Annotated in this window: 17 protein-coding genes; 6 read left to right on the plus strand and 11 right to left on the minus strand. The window is 61.9% G+C overall.

The window, feature by feature from the left end; genetic code table 11:
- Positions 1–230: 230 nt before the first annotated feature.
- From ACDC66_RS14785 to ACDC66_RS14795, 3 genes are all read right to left on the minus strand, one after another.
- Positions 231–2,606 (minus strand): GumC family protein, encoded by a 2,376-nt coding sequence (locus tag ACDC66_RS14785; RefSeq protein WP_376697510.1) that lies wholly within the window; start codon positions 2,604–2,606, stop codon positions 231–233.
- Positions 2,607–2,806: 200 nt separating this feature from the next.
- Positions 2,807–3,817: an SLBB domain-containing protein gene (locus ACDC66_RS14790; RefSeq protein WP_376697511.1), complete on the minus strand. Its 1,011-nt coding sequence runs from the start codon at positions 3,815–3,817 to the stop codon at positions 2,807–2,809.
- 106 nt (positions 3,818–3,923) lie between these two features.
- Positions 3,924–4,730 (minus strand): hypothetical protein, encoded by an 807-nt coding sequence (locus ACDC66_RS14795; protein WP_376697512.1) that lies wholly within the window; start codon positions 4,728–4,730, stop codon positions 3,924–3,926.
- A gap of 188 nt (positions 4,731–4,918) precedes the next feature.
- On the opposite strand from ACDC66_RS14795, the gene ACDC66_RS14800 reads away from it, so the two are divergent.
- Complete coding sequence (locus ACDC66_RS14800) at positions 4,919–5,746, plus strand: tyrosine-protein phosphatase (RefSeq protein ID WP_376697513.1); 828 nt, start codon at positions 4,919–4,921, stop codon at positions 5,744–5,746.
- A 192-nt stretch (positions 5,747–5,938) separates the two neighbouring features.
- On the opposite strand, the gene ACDC66_RS14805 is transcribed toward ACDC66_RS14800, so the two are convergent.
- From ACDC66_RS14805 to ACDC66_RS14835, 7 genes are all read right to left on the minus strand, one after another.
- Positions 5,939–7,357 carry a sugar transferase gene (locus ACDC66_RS14805; RefSeq protein ID WP_376697514.1) on the minus strand — a complete coding sequence of 473 codons (1,419 nt, stop codon included), beginning with the start codon at positions 7,355–7,357 and terminating at the stop codon, positions 5,939–5,941.
- A gap of 66 nt (positions 7,358–7,423) precedes the next feature.
- Positions 7,424–8,167, minus strand: coding sequence for a nucleotidyltransferase family protein (locus ACDC66_RS14810; protein ID WP_376697515.1), 744 nt, complete (start codon positions 8,165–8,167; stop codon positions 7,424–7,426).
- A 58-nt stretch (positions 8,168–8,225) separates the two neighbouring features.
- On the minus strand, positions 8,226–8,693 hold the full coding sequence (locus ACDC66_RS14815) for a lasso peptide biosynthesis B2 protein (RefSeq protein WP_376697516.1): 468 nt from the start codon (positions 8,691–8,693) through the stop codon (positions 8,226–8,228).
- Positions 8,686–8,901 (minus strand): hypothetical protein, encoded by a 216-nt coding sequence (locus tag ACDC66_RS14820; protein ID WP_376697517.1) that lies wholly within the window; start codon positions 8,899–8,901, stop codon positions 8,686–8,688. Before ACDC66_RS14820 ends, ACDC66_RS14815 begins: the two co-directional genes overlap by 8 nt.
- A gap of 232 nt (positions 8,902–9,133) precedes the next feature.
- On the minus strand, positions 9,134–10,693 hold the full coding sequence (locus ACDC66_RS14825) for a S8 family serine peptidase (RefSeq protein ID WP_376697518.1): 1,560 nt from the start codon (positions 10,691–10,693) through the stop codon (positions 9,134–9,136).
- A 249-nt stretch (positions 10,694–10,942) separates the two neighbouring features.
- Complete coding sequence (locus ACDC66_RS14830) at positions 10,943–11,572, minus strand: response regulator (protein WP_376697519.1); 630 nt, start codon at positions 11,570–11,572, stop codon at positions 10,943–10,945.
- Complete coding sequence (locus ACDC66_RS14835) at positions 11,569–13,068, minus strand: PAS domain-containing sensor histidine kinase (protein WP_376697520.1); 1,500 nt, start codon at positions 13,066–13,068, stop codon at positions 11,569–11,571. Before ACDC66_RS14835 ends, ACDC66_RS14830 begins: the two co-directional genes overlap by 4 nt.
- A gap of 186 nt (positions 13,069–13,254) precedes the next feature.
- On the opposite strand from ACDC66_RS14835, the gene ACDC66_RS14840 reads away from it, so the two are divergent.
- From ACDC66_RS14840 to ACDC66_RS14860, 5 genes are all read left to right on the plus strand, one after another.
- Complete coding sequence (locus tag ACDC66_RS14840; RefSeq protein WP_376697521.1) at positions 13,255–13,563, plus strand: PqqD family protein; 309 nt, start codon at positions 13,255–13,257, stop codon at positions 13,561–13,563.
- A gap of 3 nt (positions 13,564–13,566) precedes the next feature.
- A complete protein-coding gene (locus tag ACDC66_RS14845) occupies positions 13,567–14,595 on the plus strand; it encodes a hypothetical protein (protein WP_376697522.1) in 1,029 nt (342 codons plus the stop codon).
- A gap of 480 nt (positions 14,596–15,075) precedes the next feature.
- The gene (locus tag ACDC66_RS14850) at positions 15,076–19,341 is read left to right on the plus strand and encodes a C25 family cysteine peptidase (protein WP_376697523.1); all 4,266 of its coding nucleotides are present in this window, start codon (positions 15,076–15,078) and stop codon (positions 19,339–19,341) included.
- A gap of 124 nt (positions 19,342–19,465) precedes the next feature.
- Positions 19,466–19,645: a hypothetical protein gene (locus tag ACDC66_RS14855; RefSeq protein WP_376697524.1), complete on the plus strand. Its 180-nt coding sequence runs from the start codon at positions 19,466–19,468 to the stop codon at positions 19,643–19,645.
- A gap of 75 nt (positions 19,646–19,720) precedes the next feature.
- Positions 19,721–21,490 carry an asparagine synthase-related protein gene (locus tag ACDC66_RS14860; protein WP_376697525.1) on the plus strand — a complete coding sequence of 590 codons (1,770 nt, stop codon included), beginning with the start codon at positions 19,721–19,723 and terminating at the stop codon, positions 21,488–21,490.
- 77 nt (positions 21,491–21,567) lie between these two features.
- On the opposite strand, the gene ACDC66_RS14865 is transcribed toward ACDC66_RS14860, so the two are convergent.
- Positions 21,568–22,329 carry a YdcF family protein gene (locus tag ACDC66_RS14865; protein ID WP_376697526.1) on the minus strand — a complete coding sequence of 254 codons (762 nt, stop codon included), beginning with the start codon at positions 22,327–22,329 and terminating at the stop codon, positions 21,568–21,570.
- Between the last annotated feature and the right edge of the window lie 240 nt (positions 22,330–22,569).

The raw sequence follows: 22,569 nt of genomic DNA on the forward strand, positions 1-22,569 counted from the left end.
CTCCTTCAGCTTTTTCTCATCCACTACTGCGTCCATTGATAAACTCCTGATTTACAGTACGTATCAATGGGCAGTTACACAAATCTCAGGACAGCCCCGAAAACAAAGCGATGCAATCCATTGACTCCCATGGCTTCGCGGCAAAGCCGCCCCGCAACCCCCTGACGATGCCACCGTTAACCTTTCCCCTTTTACCTTTTACCTTTTACCTCCGCCGCGAAAGCGGCGGGTCAGGATGCCGAGGAGCTGCCCAGCTTCGGGGATTCCTCGGGCGCTTCGTCGTCCTCGGCCTCGTAGTTGTAATAATACGACGAGTAGTACGCGTACTCGGGGCTGTCGAGGTCGACGCCATTGAGCACGATGCCGAGGACCGGCGCCTTGACCTGAGCAAGGCGCTTCAAGGCCACCCGGAAGTTCTCCTTGCCTGTTCTGCCGGCGCGGGCCACCATGACCAGGCCGTCAACCTGACGGGCCAGGATCATCGAATCGGCCAGGCCCAGGGTGGGTGGCGCGTCCATGATGATGTAATCGAAGGCGCGGCGGCAGCTATCGATCACTTTTGTCAGGCGTTCGGAACTGAGCATCTCGGCCGGACTGGGCGTCGAGTTGCCCGATGGCATGACGAACATGTTGTGTACATGGGTGCTGTGGATGGCCGAGTTGTCGTTGCCGTCGTTCTGGTTGAGCGCGATGCGGTTGGTCAGCCCGGGCGAGCGGAACAGGTTGAAGTCCCGGTGTATGCGCGGTTTGCGCAGGTCGGCGTCGACCAGCAGCACGCGCGAGCCGTTCTGCGCCAGCACGGTGGCCAGGTTGACGGCCGTGGTCGTCTTGCCCTCGCCCATGCCGGAGCTGGTGATCATGATGGTGCGCGGCAGCCCCTCGGGTGTGGAAAACATCAGGCTCGTGCGTAATGAGCGGAACGCCTCGGATACCGAGGAATTGGGGTGAACCGCGCTGTAGTGGCTGACGATACGCTCGTCGTCGCGAACCTTCTTGTCGGAGTCGGCATCCTTCCGGCGCAGTTTGACCAGCGGCACCATGCCCAGCACCGGCCGGTCGACCAGGCGCTCGATGTCCTCGACGCGGCGGATCGAACTGTCGAGGAACTCCAGCACCAGCGCGAGGCCGATGCCGCCCATCAGCCCCAGCACCAGGGCCATGGCGAGATTGCGTGGAATGTTTGGCTTGAACGGTGAGCCCGCCGCCACGGCCTCCTCGATCAGCGTGATGTTGTTCTCCTGGATGCCGGCGGCTACACCGATTTCCTTCATGCGCTGCAGCAGGCCGTCGTAGAGCTCCCGGTTGGTCTTGAACTCGCGTTGGAGAATGTTGTACTGCACCGCCTGCTCATTGAGCGCCAGCATGCGGCCTTCGCGTTCGTTGATGGCCTCGTCAAGCGATTGAGCCTGCGCCTGCAGATTGTCGTGGCGGCCCAGGATGTTGTCGACCACCTGTTGCTTTTCCGCGTTGATTTCGGATTCGAGGCGCTCGATACGGGTGAGCACCTGCGCCACCGCGGGGTAGGAGTCATGGAATTGCCTGCTCAGCTCGGCATACTCGGCGCGCGCCTCGACCAGCCGGTCCTCGAGCTGGTTGACGGACTCGCTGCTGACAACCGGATCGAGGTGTTCGGTTCGCCCCTGTTCGATCAGATTTTTCCAGCTTTCGAGTTGAACCAGTTCCTCGTCAATCTCGTTGCGTCGGTCGCTGAAGCCATCGATGGCCGATCGTGCCCGGTCCAGGCGGTCATCGAGATCGGCCACGTTGTGCTCGCGCGCGAAATCCATGAGCGCCTCGTCGGCGCGCTCGAGCTGGATACGCATGTCGGCGAGCTGTTCTTCCAGAAACTGACGCGCCTCGTTGCCGGATTCAAAGCGCCGTTCCATGCTCAGGCGGCGGTAGTTCTCGACCACCGCGTTCGCCAACTGCCGGGCCAACTGGGGATCGAAAGCGCGCACACTGACGTCGATCAGGCGGGACTCCTCGACCCGGGACACCGAAACGCGCTTTCGCAGTTGGTTGGCCGCACGCTGGATCCTCGCTTCTTTCCGTTCTTCCTGAGTGGAAATTCGCCGTTCGTTCCCCTGGCCAGGCGTGTTGCCCGTCGGCAGGATGGCCCGGGTGATCGTACGAAACAGGGAGCGCACCTCGCCCAGCACGCTGCGTTGACGCACCTCGCCGAGAAGCTCCGGGTGGTCCTGGAGCTCTTCGTTGCGGATGACTTCCTCGGCCAGTGCGCCGCTCTTGATGAGCTGAAACTGGGTGCTGTAGAAGACGGCGGTGGCATTCCATCCGCTTTCCTCAGGAGCGAAATCCTGGTAATTGAGGATCCGCGAGCTTTCCGGATTGACTTCGATTCGCGCGGTGGAACGATACTCGGGAACCATCAACAGCGAAGAGAGCAGGGCGGCGGTGACGACGATGATGACGACCCCGATCACCGTCCACTTGCGCTTGACCAGTACGCGCCAGTACTCGCGCAGGTCGATGGTTTCGTCATCCTCGCCCCGGCCCTGGATCGACGGGTCGTAAACCGCCATCTGGTTGCCGGTCTGCTCGACCGGGCTCAGGTGGTGGCGGTGATCGTTGTCTCTGCTGTCGCTCATGCCTTACCCGTCATGAAATACACTGCCGACTGTTCGCCCGGCGCCTTTACGCATTTTGTTCAAGTTCACCCATTTGTCGTGCCGGCCTCCGAGCCGGGACCTCGCACATTTGTATCCAGCACGGCCCGGCTCACTGCCCCCCCCCCCCGACTTTTGCGAGACCTTGGACAATCATCAAGCGAGTTTCGGGTCGACTGAAACTAGAGTGGGCGAAAGCCCATCCAGGCCAGCGGCTGGAAGACCTTGCCGAAGTTCGATAGCCCGGACTTGATGGCGCTGCTGTCGACCACCACGATATCGCCGCTGCGCAGGGCAATATCGTTGCCCGGATTCTCCCGGATCGCCTTGTAGTCGATGGGCTGTTCTTCCCAGCCGCTTCCGTCGCTGGAGCGGCGTAGCACCCGAACGTCGGAGCGGTCTGCCTCAAAGGTAAATCCACCGGCCTCCGCGAGTGCTTTCAGGACAGTAGTGTCGGCACGCTGCCGATAGGCTCCCGGACTATTGACCGCACCTTCGACGTAAACGAAGCCGCCACGCGGGACGTTGATCATGGCGCTTTGCCCGAGTACCAGGTTGTAATCCCCGGACTCCTGCATCAGATCCTCGATGTCGATGATCATAGTGCGCGTGCCGAGCTGTCCGGTTTCGGGGTCGCGAACCCGATCGGTTACATAAATGCTGCTACCGGCGCTGTCGTTGATGCCGCCGGCCATCGCCAGTGCCTCGATCAGGGTCGTCTGGCGACTGACGGAATAGACTTTCGGGTTCGATACGGCGCCGACGACGGTGAACTGCTGACTGCGGTATTCGATGACTTCGACGGACACCTGCGGATTTTTGAGGTAGTCTTCGGCATAGGCCTCGGCAATCGCCTGTTCGACTTCGCTCAGGCTGAGCCCCGAAACCGAGACCTCCCCGACCAGCGGCAGCAGGACACGACCGGCGCCGTTGATACGGTACTCGCGCGAGAGATCTTCAACCCCGAAAATATCCACGCGAATCCGGTCTTCCGGACCCACGCGGTACACGCGGTCGTCGCTACCCGCGACCGCCTTCATCATCAATTGATCGTTCAACTCGCCGGTGCGACCCTGCGCGGCTACTTCCTGCTGGAATTCCTGCAGGCCGGATTCATCCCCGTTTTGACCGCTGGTTGCGCATCCGGCCAGCAAAAAAACGATAATGGTCAGAAGGCTTAATAGCTTGTACATGTTCCCCCACGAATGCTCACTGCAAGAGGCTGTCGCTGTCGGGCAGCACAACAATTTGGCCTGAAGTCGAACTCTAATGCCTGCGGTTCAAGGGGCACGGTTCATCTCAGGGGCTGACGGGATCCGGGTCCTGGTCGTCGTCATCGTCGATGATCTGATAGCCGATCGTTGCGCCAGATATGCCCGCGATGCCCAGGCCAATGCGGGATCCCGCGGTCAACCCCGCAATTGCGGCACCCGCGACTTCCTCTTGCATCCACCACACCATGCAGGGCAGGGCGCTGCGGTCGGTATCGATCTTTTCCTCGACTTCCGGCGGCAAATCCAGCTCCAATCGGCGTGCGGCCTGCGGCGTAAACTCGTACTTTTCACCCGGCGCCACCCGGCGTTCCACGGTGCGGGGCTGGTTATAGCCCAGGAGTTCGCCGGACTGCACGACCACGCGGTTGCGCGTTGATGCAATCGCCTGGATCAATCCGGCTGCGGTCAAGCCGAGGCAGGGCGCGAGATCGCCTGCGGGCATGGCGTTGAATTCGAACTCTCCCGATTTCACTACCAGCTCGCGATCCTCGCCTTCGATCGCGTAGATCAGGTCGCCGGATTCGAGCGTGCCGGAAATGGTGTCGTTGTCGATGGTCAGGGTCGCATCGGTGCCTTCGAGCAAGCCGAGGCTGTTGCCCTCGTTGAGGTAGAGAATACCGTAGCCGTTCCGTACCTGGATGCGGTCGCCGGAAAACCAGGAATAGTTGGTGTCGCGCACCGTCATGGATTCGCCGCTGGCGCCCTCGGTGATCTGGACTGAACCGCGGACTTCGAGCGTACCGCTGGGCATCTGGGCGGCCAGGTTGCCGGCCAGCAACACCAACGCGCAAGCGATCGATACGAAACCGAAAAATCTGGAAAGCTTTATCATTTAGGAAATTCCCGCGCAAAGCCTGTGGAATGCCGCCCCTCTTTTCGCGGCTCTTGCACTATCGAGGTTAAAGCCCAAGCGCAGCCATGTCAATCAGCCCCCGGCCACGGCGAATCGTCGCCGCAGGCCTGCCAGTGGCGTTCGCCGTGCTTGCCGGTATTCATGGTCTGTCGTATGGTGAGTCGGCAATGACTAAACCGGCACGATTCCCCTGGGGCATGGTCGATATTCACGGGCACCTGTTGCCTGGCATCGACGATGGGGCACGCAGCATGGACATGGCGCTGAAGATGGCGCGCATGGCCGTGGCCGACGGCATTTCGGTGTCCCTGTTGACCCCGCATCACCTCAACGGTGTTTACAAGAACCCGGCCGAGCACGTGCGCAAGCAGACTGCCGCATTCAGGTGCGCCCTCGAACAGGCCGAGATCGAGCTGGAAGTGCTGCCCGGGGCGGAATGCCACCTGGTGCCCGAACTGGCACGCGAGCTGGAGGCCGGCACGGCCATGACGGTGGCCGATCGCCGGCGTTCGGTGCTGGTGGAATTGCCGGTACACACCATTCCCGTCGGCGCCACCACCATCCTCGAAAACATCCTCGCGCTCGACCTGGTGCCGGTCATCGTCCACCCCGAGCGCAATTCAGAACTCGCGCGCGATCCGGCCAAGCTGGTCGAGTGGGTCGAAATGGGCTGCCTGGCGCAGGTGACCTCGCGCTCGTGCACCGGCAAGTTCGGCGACCGTGCGCTGCAGGCGGCCCACGCCATGGTTACGCAGGGCCTGATTCACTTTCTGGCCTCGGACGCCCACCGCGATCGGCGCCGCATCCCCGAGATGACCCCGGGACGCGAGCAAATCTCGGACTGGATCGGTACCGAGGCCGCGAGGCTGCTCACCGAGAAGTTTCCCCGCGAACTTGTTATGGGGCGCGACATCGATCCCGAGCAACTCCACGAAGTACTGCCGCAGCATCGAAAGCGCCGCAGCCTGCTCGCCCGCTGGCTCAAGCGCGGCTAGAAAACGTCCCTCTTGTGGCGCACCGCAGCCACAACCCCACCGGTACCGTCAGCCAGATTACCGTGTCGCCCCGGAAATCGCAGGCGATGAAGGAAGGCCGGTTTTCGCCGTCAGGCGAAAGAAGGGCTTCCGGAATGCCGTTAGCGCGTGATTATCCGGGGCCGGGACGACGGAACCAAAGAACGCGTTTATTCACCCCCTGACCGTCACTCCTTCAGGCGAATGGGATTCTGGCTCCGGCTCGACCGGTTGTCGCCGCCGGGCCGCTCCTTCGAGCTCCGAAAAAGCACTGGTTTGCGGCAGCACGACCAGCTTGACGTGGTTGCGATCGCACCACTGACGCAGCCGGCGTTCCTTGGGCGCGTCGGGCTTGAACGTGGTCCAGAGTTGGTCGAGGCCGTGGACGGCCTGGATCGTACCCAGGTCGCGCTCGCAGCCAAGCACCCGAGTGCCCTGGATTTCGCGCCCGCGCATTTCCGAGTCCTTGTCGTCGATGAAACCGACGACATTGGCTTCCGGAAAGCCCTGTTTGATCAGGGCGGCCAGCGCACCGCCGCGGCGACCGGCGCCGTAAATAGCCATGCGGTAGGTCTGTACGATGCCGTTGCGGCCATTGTTGAAGTTGCGCCAGCGCTCGCGGTAATAGAGCCGTCCGGCAACCGTCAGGGTGAAGGTCATGAAACCAGCCAGCGGCAGAACCATGATCGATAGGTCGCGATAGACCAGGGTCATGGCCAACACGGTGAAGAAGGCGAAGCCGATGGTGACGGCCGAGAAAAGCCGCACCGTGCCGCCCAGCGAGAAGTGACGCACCGGCTGGCGATAGCAGCCACCGATGACCAGAAGTGCGAGGATGACCGGCGGCAGGATCCAGGTCCCGTGCATGAAGACCTCTTGATGCCTGCCGAATGGCAAGCCGTCGAACCGAAGCAGGTTGGCCCCGATCCATGCGATGACGACGGCGCTTGCGTCGTAGGCGACGTGAATACCGCGCTGGCGAATCAGCCGACCCCAGTTGACCGCCTCGACCAGACTGACCCAGATACCGCGGATCATCCAGCCGATATCCGAAAGCAGCGTGGCACGGCTGAAATACGCGATATCGTTACGCGCCTTGGCCGGGAATAGCTCCGTGCGATAGAACTCATCGGGGTCGCGATCGGGCGGATACATTTCCGCCTCGTTGCGGTAGGCGACCTGGTTGGGCCCGAAGATGCCCGGCTTGTAATCGTGTACCTTCGACAGTTCTCCGGTGAACAAGTGGGCGAAGTTCAGGCTTTCCGGCCGCGGACCGACGAACGACATCTCGCCCTTGAGAATATTCCAGAGCTGCGGCAGCTCGTCGAGTTTGCTCCGCTCGAGAATCCGCCCCAGCCGCGTCATGCGCGCATCGCCGGCCACGGTCACGCCCGAACCCTCGGTGCCCCAGTGGCCGGGGAACTTGCGGAACTTGTGAATGTAAAAGACCTCGCCACCCTGGCCCAGGCGCTTCTGCGAGAAGATCACCCGGCCGGGCGAGTCCACCTTGATCGCGACGGCGATGAACGCCATCAGCGGCGCGGCAACCACCAGCCCGATGACCGCCAGTACGATGTCAAATTGTCGTTTCATGGAGTTCCCCCTTTTTATTGCTTCGGTGCAGCGGCCCGGTCCCGGCTGGGTCTTTCAGTTTCCGATCTATGTCCCGCGCATGGGCATTTGCTCGCCGTCGGACATCTCCTGTGCACGGGTAAAGTCTTCGGGGCGCCCGATATCCAGCCACTGGCCGTCGTGCCGGTAGGCGTGCGCTTGCTGGCCGTTATCGAGCATCTGGTACATCAGGTCGTCAAAGCCGAAAGGCACGCCCTTGGGGATCAGGTCGAGAATCCCCGGTTCCATGCAATAGATACCCATATTGACAGTGTACGACAGCGAGGGTTTTTCGCGAAAATCGGTAATTCGACGGCCGTCGGCCACATCGACCACGCCCATGTCCACATGCACCTGCTTCTGCGTCGTGCCGACGGTTAACAGGTCGCCGTGGGATTTGTGGAAATGAATGAACGAGCGCAGATTCATGTCGGTAATCAGATCCCCGTTGAGCACCAGGAAGGTGTCATCGAGATGATCACGCACCAGGTCCAGCGCACCAACCGTACCCAGCGGCTGTGTCTCCTCGCTGTAGGTGATGGCCATGTCCCAGTGCTCGCCGCTGCCGCACAGGGCCTTGATCAGATGCCCCAGATAGCCGGTGGTGACCACCACCTCCGAGATGCCGTTGCGCCGAAGCCACTTCATCAGCAATTCGATCACCGGCAACTCGCCGACCGGCATCAAGGGCTTTGGAAGAATGAGCGTATAAGGCCTGAGCCGCGTCCCCTTTCCCCCCGCTTGAATAACAGCTTTCACAGACCCTCCAGTCCCCAGTTGACACGAACTCATAGCAATGCCCCTTTTATATTAGCAGACAGGCGAGCCCTCATGAACCGCCTGTGCGCGGTCACGGATCGAAGGGCTGCTTCGGCCAGTCGACCAGCTTGCAGTCGGCGATCGATTCGGGAGTTTCATCGACGGGTGAGCCGTCGAGCGTCACCCAGGCGTGCGAAAAGATCCGGCCGCTGCCCGAGGGCCGTATGCCGATGTTCAGATCGGGATCGAGTCCGGACCGCCGCATCCAGGCCCACAGGCATAGCGCACGCGACAGGCAGTGCACCCCCGGCATTCGCGCGCCGAGACGCCTGAGGGCCTTGCCGCGCCGCATCCACAGCGCCATGTCCGACTGTGCCTTGGTGGCGCTCGCGCCCGAACGCGGCTTGCCGAGCAGCCGCTGTGCTTTCTTCAGCCCGGTGATTCTTAGCACCGCATGGGCCATCGGCAGCCGTGAAGCGGCCGCGATCAGATCGCGCCGCTCTTCGCGCGGCAGGGCCCGCCAGCGGTGGATGGCACGTGCGGGGAGAAAGTCAGCCATCCGACCCTTCCCGATGGAAGCGCCGTTGTTCCCACAGCATGGGCAGGGTAGCGACCCCGAGCAAGGGCAGCAACAGCGGGTGAATCGTGACGATCAGCGCGATGACGGCCAGCAGCATGACCGCGGCCGCCAGCAGAGTCCAGCCCGGGCTTGACTGCCAGGTCAGCGAGAGCATGCGACGCAGGGCGCGGGTGGTGCTTGGAATCAAGTGAGCTTCTCAGAGACCGAACTGGCCGCATTCTACCCGTTTGCGTCGAGCTCGCCACTGACCTGCTCTCGCTGCGGAAGGGGGGTGGCTAAGGTGGACCAAGGCGAAAAAACGGCCCGGGCAGTGATCCTTGGAGGATCCCGGAGGTCGCCAGTGCCCCTGGTGACTTCCGACTGCCCGGGCCGGCCCTACGGGAGCGTTTTCCCCCGAAAGACTGTGAAACTCAATGATCTCAGAACGGAAGCTGGATCGTCTTTTCCGTCATCGCCGAGGAACCGTCAGCCAGTTCGACGGCCAGGATCACGACCATCTCGCCGGATGTCTGGCGGTACCTGTGGCGGGTCTGCGGGCGCTTCGATTCCCAGGTCGAGCCGTCGCCAAAGTCCCAGAAATACTGCTGGACTTCACCGCTGTCGACTTGCGCACTGGCTTCGAAAGCGCACACGCGGCTGCGCGATTGACAGTTGTAGTCGAAATCGATCGTGGCCGAATCCGACTGGTTGTTCGGGTCCGTTGATCCTTCGTCCTCTGCCGGGTCATCGGACCCAGACGAATCGTCCGATTCCGGGTCGCTTTCAGGCGACAGATCGATGAACGAATAGGCCAACAGTTCGGTTGTATCGCCTTCGGGTTCGGCCGCGAACGGCGTGGCGTTGGACTTGATGATTTCCTCGATCTGCTGTGGGGTCAGTGTGACATCCTGGACCAGGATGTTCGCGGCAATGCCGGTCAGGTGCGGCGCTGCCGCCGAGGTGCCGGTCATGCTGATGCGATCTTCGTCGTCGCGATTGTAGGCTGAAACAACCGACGAACCTGGTGCGTAGACGTCCACGCAGGAACCATGATTCGATGAGCTGAGCCTGAGGTCTTCTTCGGTCGATGCGGCGACGGTGATGGCTTCGTCAACGCGCGCAGGCGAGAAGTTGCAGGCATCCTCGCCGTTGTTGCCGGCAGCGATGACAAAGGTCACGCCGGCGTCGATCGCGGCCCTGACCGCGTTGTCGAGGACATCCGAGGCACCGGTGCCCAGGCTCAGGTTGGCGACGGCCGGGTGGCCGTACGATTCAACCGTGCGGGTCACCCAGTCGATGCCGGAAATGACCGAGGACAGCGTCCCGTTGCCGTAGCAATCGAGCACGCGAACCGGGTGCAGGACCACATCCTTGGCCGTGCCGAATTCGCGCCCGCCAGCAACGCCGGCGACGAACGTACCGTGGCCGTTGCAGTCGTCGACGCCGTTGCCGTCGTAAATGGCGTCAAAAGCATTGAGGGTGTCGACCCGGCCTTCGAAATCGACGTGCGTGTCGCGAATGCCGGTATCGAGCACATAAACGTGAGCCACGTCGGACTCGTCGGTAACCACGTACTGATATTCTGAATCGAGCAGGTCCGACTGCTGATCAATGCGGTCCAGGCCCCATGAAGATGGGTCAAGCTGGGTTGCAATCGTCGAGTTGGCCCGGACAATGCCGTCTTCGGCGACATAGGCAACGCGCGGATCGTTGGCAAGTGCACGCGCCTGGGCCTGGCCCATGCGGGTGGAGAATCCGGTAAGGCCGTTCGAGAAGACGCGATCGCGGCGACCGCGGTATTCGTGAGCAAGAGTATCGGCCTTCTCGCGAATCTGTTCGCGGCGTTCGTTGGCAAGGTCGGGGCCCCGGGGAACGAACTGCTCGCTGTCCAGGACGACGATGTACTGGTCCTTGACCGGGTTTGATGCTGGAATGATTTCCTTCGCCGTAGCATCGGCGACGAAGAATACTGCAATAATGATCAGAGTGATGGTTTTCATGACTATTCCCGTAGTTTTAGTTCAGCGGATCTGATCCGGGCCCCCTTCGGGCACACCGGAAGTCCACGCAAACAGAATAGAAAGCGAGCCCTTTTCCCGATATCGGCGGGTGGCGCATTCGACGGTCGGGGAATAGCGAATTCGGGTGTAGGGGAACGGGAGGGGGGTGTAGGGGTTTGTCCTACACCAATTGACACCCACGGGCTAACCCGCCGGTGGCGGGCAGGTGCCAGTATTGGCCGGAATCGATCAGGTCAGGTGATGGTCGATGACATAGCGCATCAGCTGGGCGTTGTTTTCCATACTCATCTTCTCCAGGATGCGCGTGCGGTATGTGCTTACGGTTTTCGAGCTGACGCACAGCTTGTCGGCGATCCGGGTTACGGTATCGCCGGCGCCGATCATGACCAGCACCTGCAGTTCCCGGTCCGAAAGCGCCTCATGCGGGGCTTTGTCGTGCTCGGCATTCAGATTGACGGCAAGTTTTTCCGCCAGCGAAGGGCTGACGTACTTGCCTCCGGAATGAATCTTGCGGATTGCGCCCAACAACAGCTCCGGCGCGCTTTCCTTGGTCAGGTAACCATCCGCGCCGTCACGCAGGCAACGAATTGCGTACTGGTCTTCCGGGTGCATGCTCAGCATCAGGATACGCGTGGTTGAACAAGCTGTCTGAATATCGGCCAGCGCGTCGATGCCGCTGCGATCCGGCATGGAGATGTCCAGCAGCACCACATCAGGCTGGTGTTCGCGCACCAGGCGCGCGGTTTGCTGCCCGTCGGAGGCTTCTGCGACCGTTTCCACTTCGTGATCATCGGCCAGGATCCGCTTGAGCCCCTCGCGCACAAGCGCGTGGTCGTCTGCTATCAGCACGCGAATCACTGGATAGCCGCCGTCGGAATGGTGATGGTCAGTGAAGCCCCTTTGCCGGGAGCGGTATTCATGTCCATTTCGCCGTCCAGGTCACGGACTCGTTCGGCAATTCCAAGCAACCCGAACCCCGGCTGATGCGCGGTACTTTCGAATTCGAAGCCCTGCCCATCATCTTGAATCACCAGGTGATAAGTCGCGTCCTGAACTTCACCGTGAATGGAAACGTGCGTTGCCCCGGCATGCTTTGATACGTTGGTCAACGCCTCTTGTACGATTCGGAAAATGCAGCTGGCATTGGCTCCGCGCAGGCGATTCGGAATGTCCGAAAGCCTGACGCTGGTATCGATGCCGCTGTAGCGCTGGAAGTCGGCGGCAAGCCATTCCAGCGCGGCGTCGAGACCGAGATCGTCGAGTACCGGCGGCCGCAGGCGCGAAACGATACGACGCACGGAGGAAATTGTCTGATCGACGAGCCCCGTCAGTTCGGCCCCGCGACTGGCGATATCCTGGTCATCATCGGGAATATGCTTGACCAGCCATGCGATATCCATCTTCAACGCGGTAAGGGTATGCCCGAGTTCATCGTGCACTTCACGCGCGATTGAACAGCGCTCTTCCTCGCGCACCGTCTGCAGGTGAGATGACAGCTTGCGCACTTCCTTCAAAGTTCTCAACAACCGTTTCTCAGCCTGTTTCTCGGTTGTGATATCGGCGATGAAAATGACGGCACCGTCGATCTTTCCATCCTCGGTCAGAATCGGGTCCACGGTCGAGCGTAGCCAGATCGATCTTTCTTCAAGCTCGAGGTCGGTGCGTACCTGCCTTTTGTCGGCCCAGGCTGTTGCGACATGAAAGGGGTCATCGAGATGCAACCGTTTACGCGCAACTTCGATCAGCGGTGTGCCGATCAAGTCTCTGAACTCGCATTTCAACAGTCTCAGGGTCGCGAGATTGACTCGAATGACATTGGCCTGGCGGTCCAGCATCATGATGGCATCTTGGGCGGAATCGAAAGTTCCGCGCCATTCCTTGGCGACGCGCTCGATGGCTTTCTCGATCTGCTTGTACTTGCTGACATCACGAACCGTCGCCTGAATCTCCTCGATGCCTGTGGCGGAATCGACTGCGCCACGGCAGAAAATCTCGCACCATCGCCACGTCTGGTCCGATGCATGGCACCGGAAAATTGCGTTTGGTGTCTTGTCGGTGTCGTGCGCAATCGCGAACGCGGACAAAACCGATGACAGGTCATCGGGGTGGACGAGGTCGTCCAGGCGATAGCCGATGAGGTCCTCGGGCGGGTAGCCGATTACGCGAACCGAGGCGGGGGATACATAAAGAAAGGTGAGGTCGGCGGTATGTCGGGAGACCATCTCCCGGGCATTGTCGGCCAACAGCCTGAAAAGCCGGGCGGATTCACTCGATCCGTTGGACTGGGCTTGCGGCAGGTGCTCAGGCTTCCGGTTTTCCGCCGTTCCCCGCTTATGTCGGCTGGATTTGTCCATGGCTGCTGAAAGGCATGATAACCGAACTATCGCATGAGTTCCCGGATGCAATGGCCCGGAATTGCAGGGATTGGTCCGGACGGGAGAATTGCAGAGCCGGCATTCTACCCGTTTGCATCGAACTCGCCGCGACAGCCTGCAGCATAAACGCTTAAACTGAATGCTTCAGTAACCGACAGTGTCCTCATGACCGCCATGACCGAAGTCGCCCGCCCCGAAGCCGATCAGGCCATTGCCCGCATCGCCGCCGCACTCGAAGACAAGCGCCTCACCATCAATGCCCTCGACGACGGATCCGGCGTGGTGCTCGACGTCGAGGGCGAGCAGATGCTGATGGCCAACGGTACCGGCATCGCAATCGTGCAGGCCATCGCCGAGGGTGACCGCGACGTCGCGTCCGTCGCCCGGCGCCTGGCCGGGCAGTTCGACGTCGGCGAAGGACGCGCCCGCGAAGACGTCACCACATTCGTCGCACAGGTAGCCGGCAGCCTCTGACACATGCGTGTCGAAGCCGATACCGATCATCAGGGGCCGGCCTGCCGGCTGGTTGCCGAGGCGCTTGGCGTCGAAATCGCGATCACCGGACTGTCCGCCGGCGAGATGCGCTACAGGCTCGAAGGGCAGGGCGAGCCCTGGCGCTGGGCCGACCTGGTCGGTCATGGACCCATAACCGTCAGCCTGGCAACGGACCCGATCCACGAGCCGGTCGAGGGTGCGCCGGTGGTCTACGAACGTGATCTGCCTGACGGAGAGGTTCGGCTTGTTTCAGGAGGCCGGGCGGAGTTTCGCGTCGAATCCCGGCATGATGCTCACGGTGGCATCCTGCCCTACTGCTTCCACGCGGCTGTCGCGCAGCAACTGGCCCGGGCCGGGGTGCTGACATTACACGCCGCGACCGTGATCGTGCCGCAAGGCGGCATTCTCGCCATCGGCCGCAAGGGCGCCGGAAAATCCACGCTGACGGCTTCGGCACTCAAGGCCGGGCTGGGTGTGGTGACCGACGACTGGGTGCTCGCCGGCGTTACGGGGCAGGTGATGCAGGTGGAACGGATGCGCGACTACATGATGTGGCGAAAAGGGTGGGCCATCGAGCAGCTCAAGCGCTTTCTGCCCGCTGATTTGCTGCGCGAATCGAGCACCCGGCCGAGATTCCAATTGTGGCTGCCCGAGGGCGACCCGCGTTTTCCCGGGTCGGCCACCGTGGCGGCCGCGTGCGTACTCGAGCGGCCGGCATCGGGTCGTCGGGAGCAGACTCGATCAAGTCCGATCGCCGGTGCCAGGGCCCTGGGCAGTATCATGGAATCGAGCATGCCGCTCGTGCTCTCCGAGAGGCTTCCAGTCGAGCGCTCCTGCCTGTTGCCCCGGCTGATCGCGCTGCTGGCTCACCAGCGCTGGTACCGGGTCGAGGCCGGTACGGACCTGGTCGAGCACACGCAGGCCGCGTGGCACTCGCTGCTGGCGACGTTTTCCGGGTCGCGCTACTTGTCCGGCCACAGGCGAGTCGATGGCCCCCGCAGGCCACTGTAGTGAGTGTATCTATCGAGAATGTTGACCGACTTTGATTCCGGTCGGTTAGAAATCTCATGGTAACTCCGAAGCGTGAGCCGCCAAGCACCACGCTACAGTGTGAAATTCCGTCAGTTTCACGCCAAAAATGTCATACCGATCACGAATTCATCCGGCATCAATGATCTGGAACCAATCCGCACATCGGCTTTTTGCCTGTAAATCAGGGATGTATCGGTTACGGTCGGTATAACTGGTATGGAAGTTGCATCAGTCAAACGACTTTGCCTGATTTCCATCAAGTTTATGTTATATTACGTGATAAATATCACCTTGTTGACTGAGCCCTTTCCGGCTGACAATTGTCACACAAAAGTTGCCGGCCCAAGCCAGTGGCGGTGAACGAGGGAAGCGGATTGAACCCGGTCATCCAGGAATCATAAAGTCGACTAGCAGGCTCAATAGCCGAGCCGAATAATCAAAAATCAAGGGGGTCCAAACATGCTACACAGTTCGAACCCGGCAAACGTCACCCGCGATTGCCCACGTCCCGGAATTGGCCCGCACTCGATACCGGCAACAGGCTGGAAGCTGGTTGCATTGCTCGCCGCCGGCCTGGTCGCAGCACTCACGGCCGGGCCGTTGCAGGCCGAGCTGAAGGGCACCAACGCCACCTTCAATTCCTGGGATGACGACGGCAGCGGTTTTGTCAATTCCAACGCGAGCGTCCTGCTCGACGGCAAATGGCACCCGTTTTTCTCCCAGTTGAACTTTGACAACAACGAAGTGGACCCCGCCGCAGCCGACCAGTCCGACGGTGCCGTCAGTTGCTCGACCGTGGACACCGACGGCAACGGCCAGGTCGGCACAACCACCCCCTGGGCCGGCGTCCTGCGCCTTTCGGTTGACCACATCGATACCGGCACCGCGCCGAATATCAACGGCTTTCGCGAAACCCGTTGCTGGGAACTGGCCGTTTGCGACCGCGAAACCGACGGTACGGGAGATTTCGACAAGAACGCCGACCATTCGTTAACGCCCCGGTACAAGCGCTTTACCATCGACATTACCGACGATGCCCCGGCCGCCGTCCAGGGCGCGTGTCCGACGGAAAACGCAAACGACGACTTCGGCTACGGCAATCCGACCGACAGCAACGGGTTCATCACCCTGCTGGCCCGGGACGTGGTGCGCCCGTGTGAGCAATCCGGACGCTGCGACTCGAAGATCGATACCGACCTGTACATCAATCTGGATCGCGACTGCGATGGCACCATCGATTACGACGCTTCACAGTCGGCCACAGAATCGGAAGGCAACCTGAGTCTGATCGGCAATGGCAACCTGGACCTGATCGAAAACGGCACCGAAGACCCCATCGATGGAGGACTCATCCCGCTTCCGGTCGGCGGCAATGACCCCGATATCTGCTTTTACGCCGAGAGCGTAAAGCCCGATTTCCTGGTCGACCCGCAATGGACTGGCAATATTCAGGCGCGCATCACGGCCCCACCGGGCGGTTCCGGCGAGAAGACCGTCAACCATTCGCTCCTCGCCTCGCCGGTTCTGGGTGATGTCGGTGATCTGCCGGACGCAAACACTTTACCGGACTGGACCTCATACCCCACGGCAACGCACGTTACCAATGCTTCCGACAGCAACCCGTTTCTTGGATTCAGTGTAGATAACGATACCGCCGCCTTCTCCTCCTTATTGGCCGATGCCGATGACCTGGACGGCGACAACGACGAAGACGGGGTGTCCCTGCAAGCAACTACCCAAACACTGCCCGACGGCACCGTAACCTATACCGCCAATGTGACGGCCAACAATCCTTCTGCCGATCCAGCCCAGCTTTGCGGCTGGTTCGATTTCAACCAGGATGGGGTTCTGGGCAACGTGCCGAACTCTTCGACAACCTCGGCCGATCCGGCGTTCGACACGCGTACCGATACCGGCGAACGCGTCTGCCACCAGGTCCCCAGCGAAACGACGGAAGAATCATTTCAGTTGGTCTGGACAATCCCGGAAAGCGCGCAGACCGTGGACAAGGACAATCTTTATTTCCGCTTCCGCATTTCGACCGATCCGGATATGACGGTGGCTTCACTGCTCGCGCCGGACGGTGGCTATGAATCCGGCGAAGTGGAGGACTACAATCTTCAGGGCGTATCCTCGCTGCCGGTCAGCATCTCGGCGTTCGAAGCCACGCGCACGCCTCAAGGGCTGCGGGTCGAGTGGGAAACCGTCTCGGAGACGCATAACGCCGGGTTCCATATCCTCACCCTGCGCGGCGACAACCTGCGGCAGCTCAATGAAGAAATGATCCCGCCCAAAGACGCAGGCGACGCGCTAACGCCGCGGCACTACGAGGTTATCCTGCCCAACGCCGGCGGCGTCAAGGAACTGATCGTCACCGCGGTCGACTACGACGACACCGAGGAAATGTTCGGGCTGTTCGAAGTCGGCAAGGCCTACGGGCAACCCGCGCAGGCCAGCCCGATCGATTGGCACGAGGCCCGCGAAAATGCCGCCGAGCGCCAGATGCTTCGCGCCGCCGCCGGCAAAGGCAAAGGTAAAGGGAAAGGCAAGGGTGGAAAGAACACCGCGTCGTCAAGCGTTTACGCCGACGTCCAGGTCAGCCAGCGCGGCCTCCAGGCCGTGACCTGGGAAGATCTGGCCGACGCCGGGCTCGACCTTTCCGGGGTGCCGCTGGACAGCATCGCGGTTTCGCTCAAGGGCCAGCCCGTGGCGCGCGATATCGTGGCCGGCGACCCGGCCGGCAAATCCGGCGGTGGCCGGAACCACTTCGGCCCCGGCGACGAGATTCGCTTCTGGGGCAGCAAGCCGGACTTGCCCGACGCGCTCTATATCGATGATTACAACTACCGTATATCGGTGGACCCGGATCAGGTCGTTGCCGCAGAACAGCAAAACCGCAGGGCCGGCGCCTCCCCATCAAGCCATTTCCAGTGGCTGCGCCGCGACGACGAGGCAATCTATCAGTTCGGCAGTCCGACCGAGGACCCATGGCTGGCGAAACAGCTATGGTCCGGGCGCGACGATACGCTGGAGACCGCTTTCGACGTACCCGGCACGCTGATCACCGACCAGTCCGGACGCGTCGAGGTCCTCGTCGGCGGCCTGACCATTACCCCCGAAGATCCCGACCACCATATCGTCGTCGAAGTCAACGGCCGGGAAGTCGGCGAGGCCTTCTTCGATGATCGCGAAACCCCGCGCCTCGACTTCGAAGTCCCGCCCGGCGTACTGGGCGCAGGCCGCAATTCGGTCACCGTACGCGCCCCGGGCGGCACCGCGGCCAGGTTCGACATGATCGCGGTCGACACCGTCTCGCTGGGCTTCCCGAGCGAGCTGCACACCGACGACGACCGCCTGCTGGTCGAAACCGGGCTCGATTCCGGCGAGGGCCTAAGTGTCAGCGGTTTCGGCGGGCAGGATGTAGTGGCCTACGCCCGGGATCGGCAAGACCTGCATCGACTGCGGACCCAGGAAGATCGCAAGAATGATCGCGTCAGCGTACCGGCGGTAGACGGCGCCGAGACCATTTACTGGTTGTCGACCGCCGACCGGCTCCACCGCCCCGATGTCGAAACCATCGGCACGCGCGAAGACCTGCTGGCCGATACCAGCGCTGAGTTGCTCGTCATCGCGCACCCGGCGTTCATGCCGATTTCGGACGCGGAGGCGCACCCGCTCAACGAATACATCGCCCAGCGCGAGAGCGAGGGCTGGAGCGTGGCATTGTTCGACGTCACCGACATCCAGGCCGAGTACGCAACCGGGATGCCGCTACCCGGGGCGGTCACGGACTTCTTGAAAGATGCCGACCAACGGATGGAATTCGGCCACGTGCTGCTGGTCGGCGGCGACAGCTACGACTACACCGACAACCTCGGCCTGGGCAGCATCAGCTTCATCCCGACCCGCTACGCCCCGGCGAAGCGGATTCCGCACGCGCCCAGCGACGCATTGCTGGCCGATCTAGACGGCGACGGCCTGTCCGACAAGGCGATCGGCCGCTGGCCGGTTCGTTCGCCCGGCGACCTGGCCTCGATCGTCATCAAGACGCTCGAATGGCCGGAGGTCGCGGTGCTGCAGAACGCGATCTGGGTCACCGACTCCGACGACCCCAAAAACCCGTCGTTCCAGGCCCAGGCCGAACGCATGATCGACACCGCCAGGGGCGCGGGCTGGACCGACGAGCAGTTCTCGCGCCTCTTCTGGGAGGACGTCGACACCGTACCGGGCCAGTCCATCGCCGAGACGGCGCGCGAGCGCTTGTTCACCGAACTCGAACAGGGCCGCGCCCTGACCGGATTCGTGGGGCATGGCTCGCCGGCAATGTGGACGTTCCAGGGGCTGGTTCGCCCGCGCGATCTTGACCAACTGCACAACGAGGGCGCACCGACGCTGATCGGCACCCTGACCTGCTATACGAGCTACTTCGTCTCGCCCAGCAACAACAGCGTCGCGCACGCCTGGATGAACGGTTATCGAACCGATGCCGACGGGCAGCACGTTGCGGGCGCGGCCAACGGTGCGGTCGCCATTCACGGCGCCGCAACGCTGTCGAACTACAACGACAACGAAACGTATGCCAGGGCCGTACTCGACGCACAACTGGACGGCAAGACCCTGGGCGAGGCGGTCGAGGCTGGTCGTGCAGAGGCCGCGCGCCAGGGGCTGGATGACCTGGTTGTCAACTGGAACCTGCTCGGCGACCCGACCCTCCAGCTTCGTTGACACTACGCGCGGCGGGCATCGGGTGATGCCCGCCGCGCTTGTATATAATCGGCAGTACCGGCATCGCGTGGATAATACCGGTACCAGACCCAGATAACCAGACCTAGACGCATAACAGGCAACCATGACCAACGATACCGATACATCGAAAGACACGACCGCCAACCCGGGCCGGTACCAGAACGCGCGCGCAGAATACGAAACCCCGACAATGGTGATCAGCAATCTGCGGGTTGTGACGCTGGGTGGCTCCCCGGGCATCAACGATTCGGGCGCTGAAGGTAGCCAAAGTCCGCAGCAGTAGTTAAACCGCTAGCTTCCACCCCGTTTTGCCGGAACTGCCTTGGGTTTTGTGCTAACCCGATCGGTTCGAGCCGAAATGGCCGCCGAGCAGCCCGGCGGGATCAACTCGGGACCGTATGCACTGGTCTCCGACAATGGCATCGAATGCATCGACCGCCGACCCGGTTCCAGTCCGGACCGGCCTTCAACACATTACGGCTGGATCGCCGTCGACGGCTGGACCCATCTTTCAGCTGATCTGCTCGCCGGGGCAGGCGCAACCGCCGCGGCCGCCGAAAAAACCCCGCTGCGATACATCGCCCGGCTGGTCCAGGCGCACGGCCCATCGATTCTGCGTGCGGTCGGCGGTGGTTTTGTCGCCGTCGTCGTCTTTCCCGATTCCGGACTCGTGCAGTGCTACAGAAGCCGCAACGGCAGCCGGACCTGCTATTGGGCACATGCCGGCGAGTCACTGGCCATCGCCAGCAGCGCGGCACGAATCGCGCGCCTGCCGGCGTTCTGCAGCGATGAGGATCCCGAATGGATCAGCGGCTTTTTCAGTTCGCAATCGGGACTGTTGCCGGGCCGGAGCCCGTTTTTCGGCGTTAACGAGCTGCTGCCGGCCGAGTTGCTGACAGCACGCGATTCGCGAATCGAACACCGGCGCGATCCCTTCTATGTTGCGGCGCCGGACCCGGCCGAACAAATCCCGTCACCATCCTGCGCGAATCATCCTTCGCAATACGCTGTCGACCGATTCAGCGCAACCTTCCGCCGCGCCGTGCAAACGACGCTGCCGGAAATGGAAAGTCCGGCCATCATGCTGTCGGGCGGACTGGATTCGGGACCGGTCGCGGCCGTCGCAACGGAACTGCTGAGCCACTCGGGCCGAAAGCCCGCCGTTATAAGCTGGAGTCTTGAAGAGTATCCGGAGGCCGACGAATGGCCCTGGATCTCGATGCTCGCCCGACATCTCGGCCTGAAAACCCACCGGGTCCGGTGCGGAGCGCGCCTGCCGTTCTCGGACCTGACCACGCGAATGATCGACAAGGATTTTCCGAACTTCAACGCTTTCAGGCCGCTGGTTATTGAATGTTACGCGCGCGCCCGCGATCTCGGCTACACGGTTGTCCTGAACGGGGCGGCCGGTGACAGGATCTATCCGGAACCAAGATACCGACTTTACGATACCCTGGCTCGCAATGGCATCGCGGCGGGTCTCAAGCTCGCAGTGGAGGTTGCTCACCGGCACGGCATCACCGGCTGTCACCGAGCACCCGAATTTCGCTATCTGGCCCGGAGAATCGTAGGCCGTCGGGTCGCAGACAGGCAACAGATACCCGACTGGCTCACACCCGAGGCCAGCGCAAGCCTGCGGCGACCCGACCCGTGGCCGCCCGAAGCCGGTCGCCACCGTATTCCCGAGTTTGCCGGGAGCCTTCTTGCTCCATTGACACCCGGCAGCCTGGCGCGCGAGAACCGCTTCGCACAGCGCTACGGCATCGACCGGCGCGACCCGTTCCTGGACCCGGAGCTGTTGCGTTTCATGCTCGCCTTGCCCCACTCGATGGTCTACGCCGACGGGACAACCAAGTGGATCATGCGCGAAAGCATGCGCGGCAGATTACCCGAACAATTTCGCACCAAGTCCCGCACCGGACTTCTGGGCAGCTTCTACGAGGCCGGCTACCGGGCCAACCTGCCGAACATCCGGGCCCTTTTGCTCGACCACCGCGAGTGGCGAAAATGGGTGCGAGAAGATTACCTGGAGAAAGTCCTGAAGCAGGACTCCCCGGAATCGCGCGACGCAATGCTTGTCGCAAACTGTATTGGCTACACGCTCTGGCGGCAACGGCTCAAGGAATAAGAGGTATCAGGGTAGAACGGGTGAACGGGAAGGTCTCGGCCATCAAGATTGGAGATTGATGACTGGTCTTGACCCGATCAAAGCCAGCCCCTGAGTCGGTAGTACCACATCCCCACAATCTCATGCACTGCGCGCGTGCTGCGCGCCAGCCCGCCGGCACCCGGCAGGTAGCGTCTGGGGTCGAAGGGGCGGTCTTCGACGATGGAGAAATCCGTCGCCACCGGCCGGGCGTCGATGCCGGCGCCGCGGAAGGTGGCCAGGCTGCGGTGCATGTGGCTGGCCGAGGTCACGAGCATGATCTCGTCGAGGCCCCTCTGCTCGAGGATTTCGGCCACCCGCGTGGCGTTGTCGCGCGTGGTCCGGGCCTCGCTTTCCAGGACCAGCGCCTCGTCCGGTACGCCCAGGTCGCGCAGGAAGAGCGCGCCGGATTCGGCCTCCGACCAGCTCTCGGGCCGCCTTGGATCGCGCCCGCCGCTGAGAATGATCAGCGGCGCACGCCCGGCGTGGTAGAGCCGAGCGGCGTGCCAGTAGCGGTCCACGTTGCCGCCAGCGTCGGGGTAGGGCCACTGGCCCAGCCCCGAAAAAAACGCGCCGCCGGCGACCACGATGGCGTCAGCCGACTCGACTTCTTGAGCCGAGTGATACTCGAAATCACGCTCCAGCCAGCCGACCAGCGCATCACCGGTGACCGGCATCGACCAGACCCACAACCAGGCAAAGGCCAACCCCAGCACCCAAAGCCCCACCCGCCGCCGATCAGCCCAGATCAAGGCAAGCGCCACAACCAGCGCGATCATGGCTACCCCCAACGGATAAACCGCCAGGGAAACTGTCTTCATCAACAAATACACGAACGGTCACCCCGCTTTTGCGTGGGAGGTGAAAGGGGAAAGGTTAAAGGTTAAAGAGGAAAGGTTAAAGGGGAAAGGTTAGAGGGGAAAGGTTGGAGGTGAAGATTGGCGGGGAAGATTGAAGGGGAAGGGGCTGTCCTGAGATTTGTGTAACTGCCCATTGATACGTACTGTAAATCAGGAGTTTATCAATGGACGCAGTAGTGGATGAGAAAAAGCTGAAGGAGC

Source organism: Wenzhouxiangella psychrophila, assembly GCF_042310375.1.
Taxonomy (GTDB): Bacteria; Pseudomonadota; Gammaproteobacteria; order Xanthomonadales; family Wenzhouxiangellaceae; genus Wenzhouxiangella.

Coding starts and splice junctions, on each gene's coding strand:
- ACDC66_RS14815 (WP_376697516.1), bottom strand. CDS start 8,693: ATGGCTGACTTTCTCCCCGCACGTGCCATCCACCGCTGGCGGGCCCTG.
- ACDC66_RS14785 (WP_376697510.1), bottom strand. CDS start 2,606: ATGAGCGACAGCAGAGACAACGATCACCGCCACCACCTGAGCCCGGTC.
- ACDC66_RS14855 (WP_376697524.1), top strand. CDS start 19,466: ATGACCAACGATACCGATACATCGAAAGACACGACCGCCAACCCGGGC.
- ACDC66_RS14835 (WP_376697520.1), bottom strand. CDS start 13,068: ATGGACAAATCCAGCCGACATAAGCGGGGAACGGCGGAAAACCGGAAG.
- ACDC66_RS14860 (WP_376697525.1), top strand. CDS start 19,721: ATGGCCGCCGAGCAGCCCGGCGGGATCAACTCGGGACCGTATGCACTG.
- ACDC66_RS14790 (WP_376697511.1), bottom strand. CDS start 3,817: ATGTACAAGCTATTAAGCCTTCTGACCATTATCGTTTTTTTGCTGGCC.
- ACDC66_RS14845 (WP_376697522.1), top strand. CDS start 13,567: ATGCGTGTCGAAGCCGATACCGATCATCAGGGGCCGGCCTGCCGGCTG.
- ACDC66_RS14840 (WP_376697521.1), top strand. CDS start 13,255: ATGACCGCCATGACCGAAGTCGCCCGCCCCGAAGCCGATCAGGCCATT.
- ACDC66_RS14800 (WP_376697513.1), top strand. CDS start 4,919: ATGACTAAACCGGCACGATTCCCCTGGGGCATGGTCGATATTCACGGG.
- ACDC66_RS14850 (WP_376697523.1), top strand. CDS start 15,076: ATGCTACACAGTTCGAACCCGGCAAACGTCACCCGCGATTGCCCACGT.
- ACDC66_RS14865 (WP_376697526.1), bottom strand. CDS start 22,329: ATGAAGACAGTTTCCCTGGCGGTTTATCCGTTGGGGGTAGCCATGATC.
- ACDC66_RS14810 (WP_376697515.1), bottom strand. CDS start 8,167: ATGAGTTCGTGTCAACTGGGGACTGGAGGGTCTGTGAAAGCTGTTATT.
- ACDC66_RS14795 (WP_376697512.1), bottom strand. CDS start 4,730: ATGATAAAGCTTTCCAGATTTTTCGGTTTCGTATCGATCGCTTGCGCG.
- ACDC66_RS14805 (WP_376697514.1), bottom strand. CDS start 7,357: ATGAAACGACAATTTGACATCGTACTGGCGGTCATCGGGCTGGTGGTT.
- ACDC66_RS14825 (WP_376697518.1), bottom strand. CDS start 10,693: ATGAAAACCATCACTCTGATCATTATTGCAGTATTCTTCGTCGCCGAT.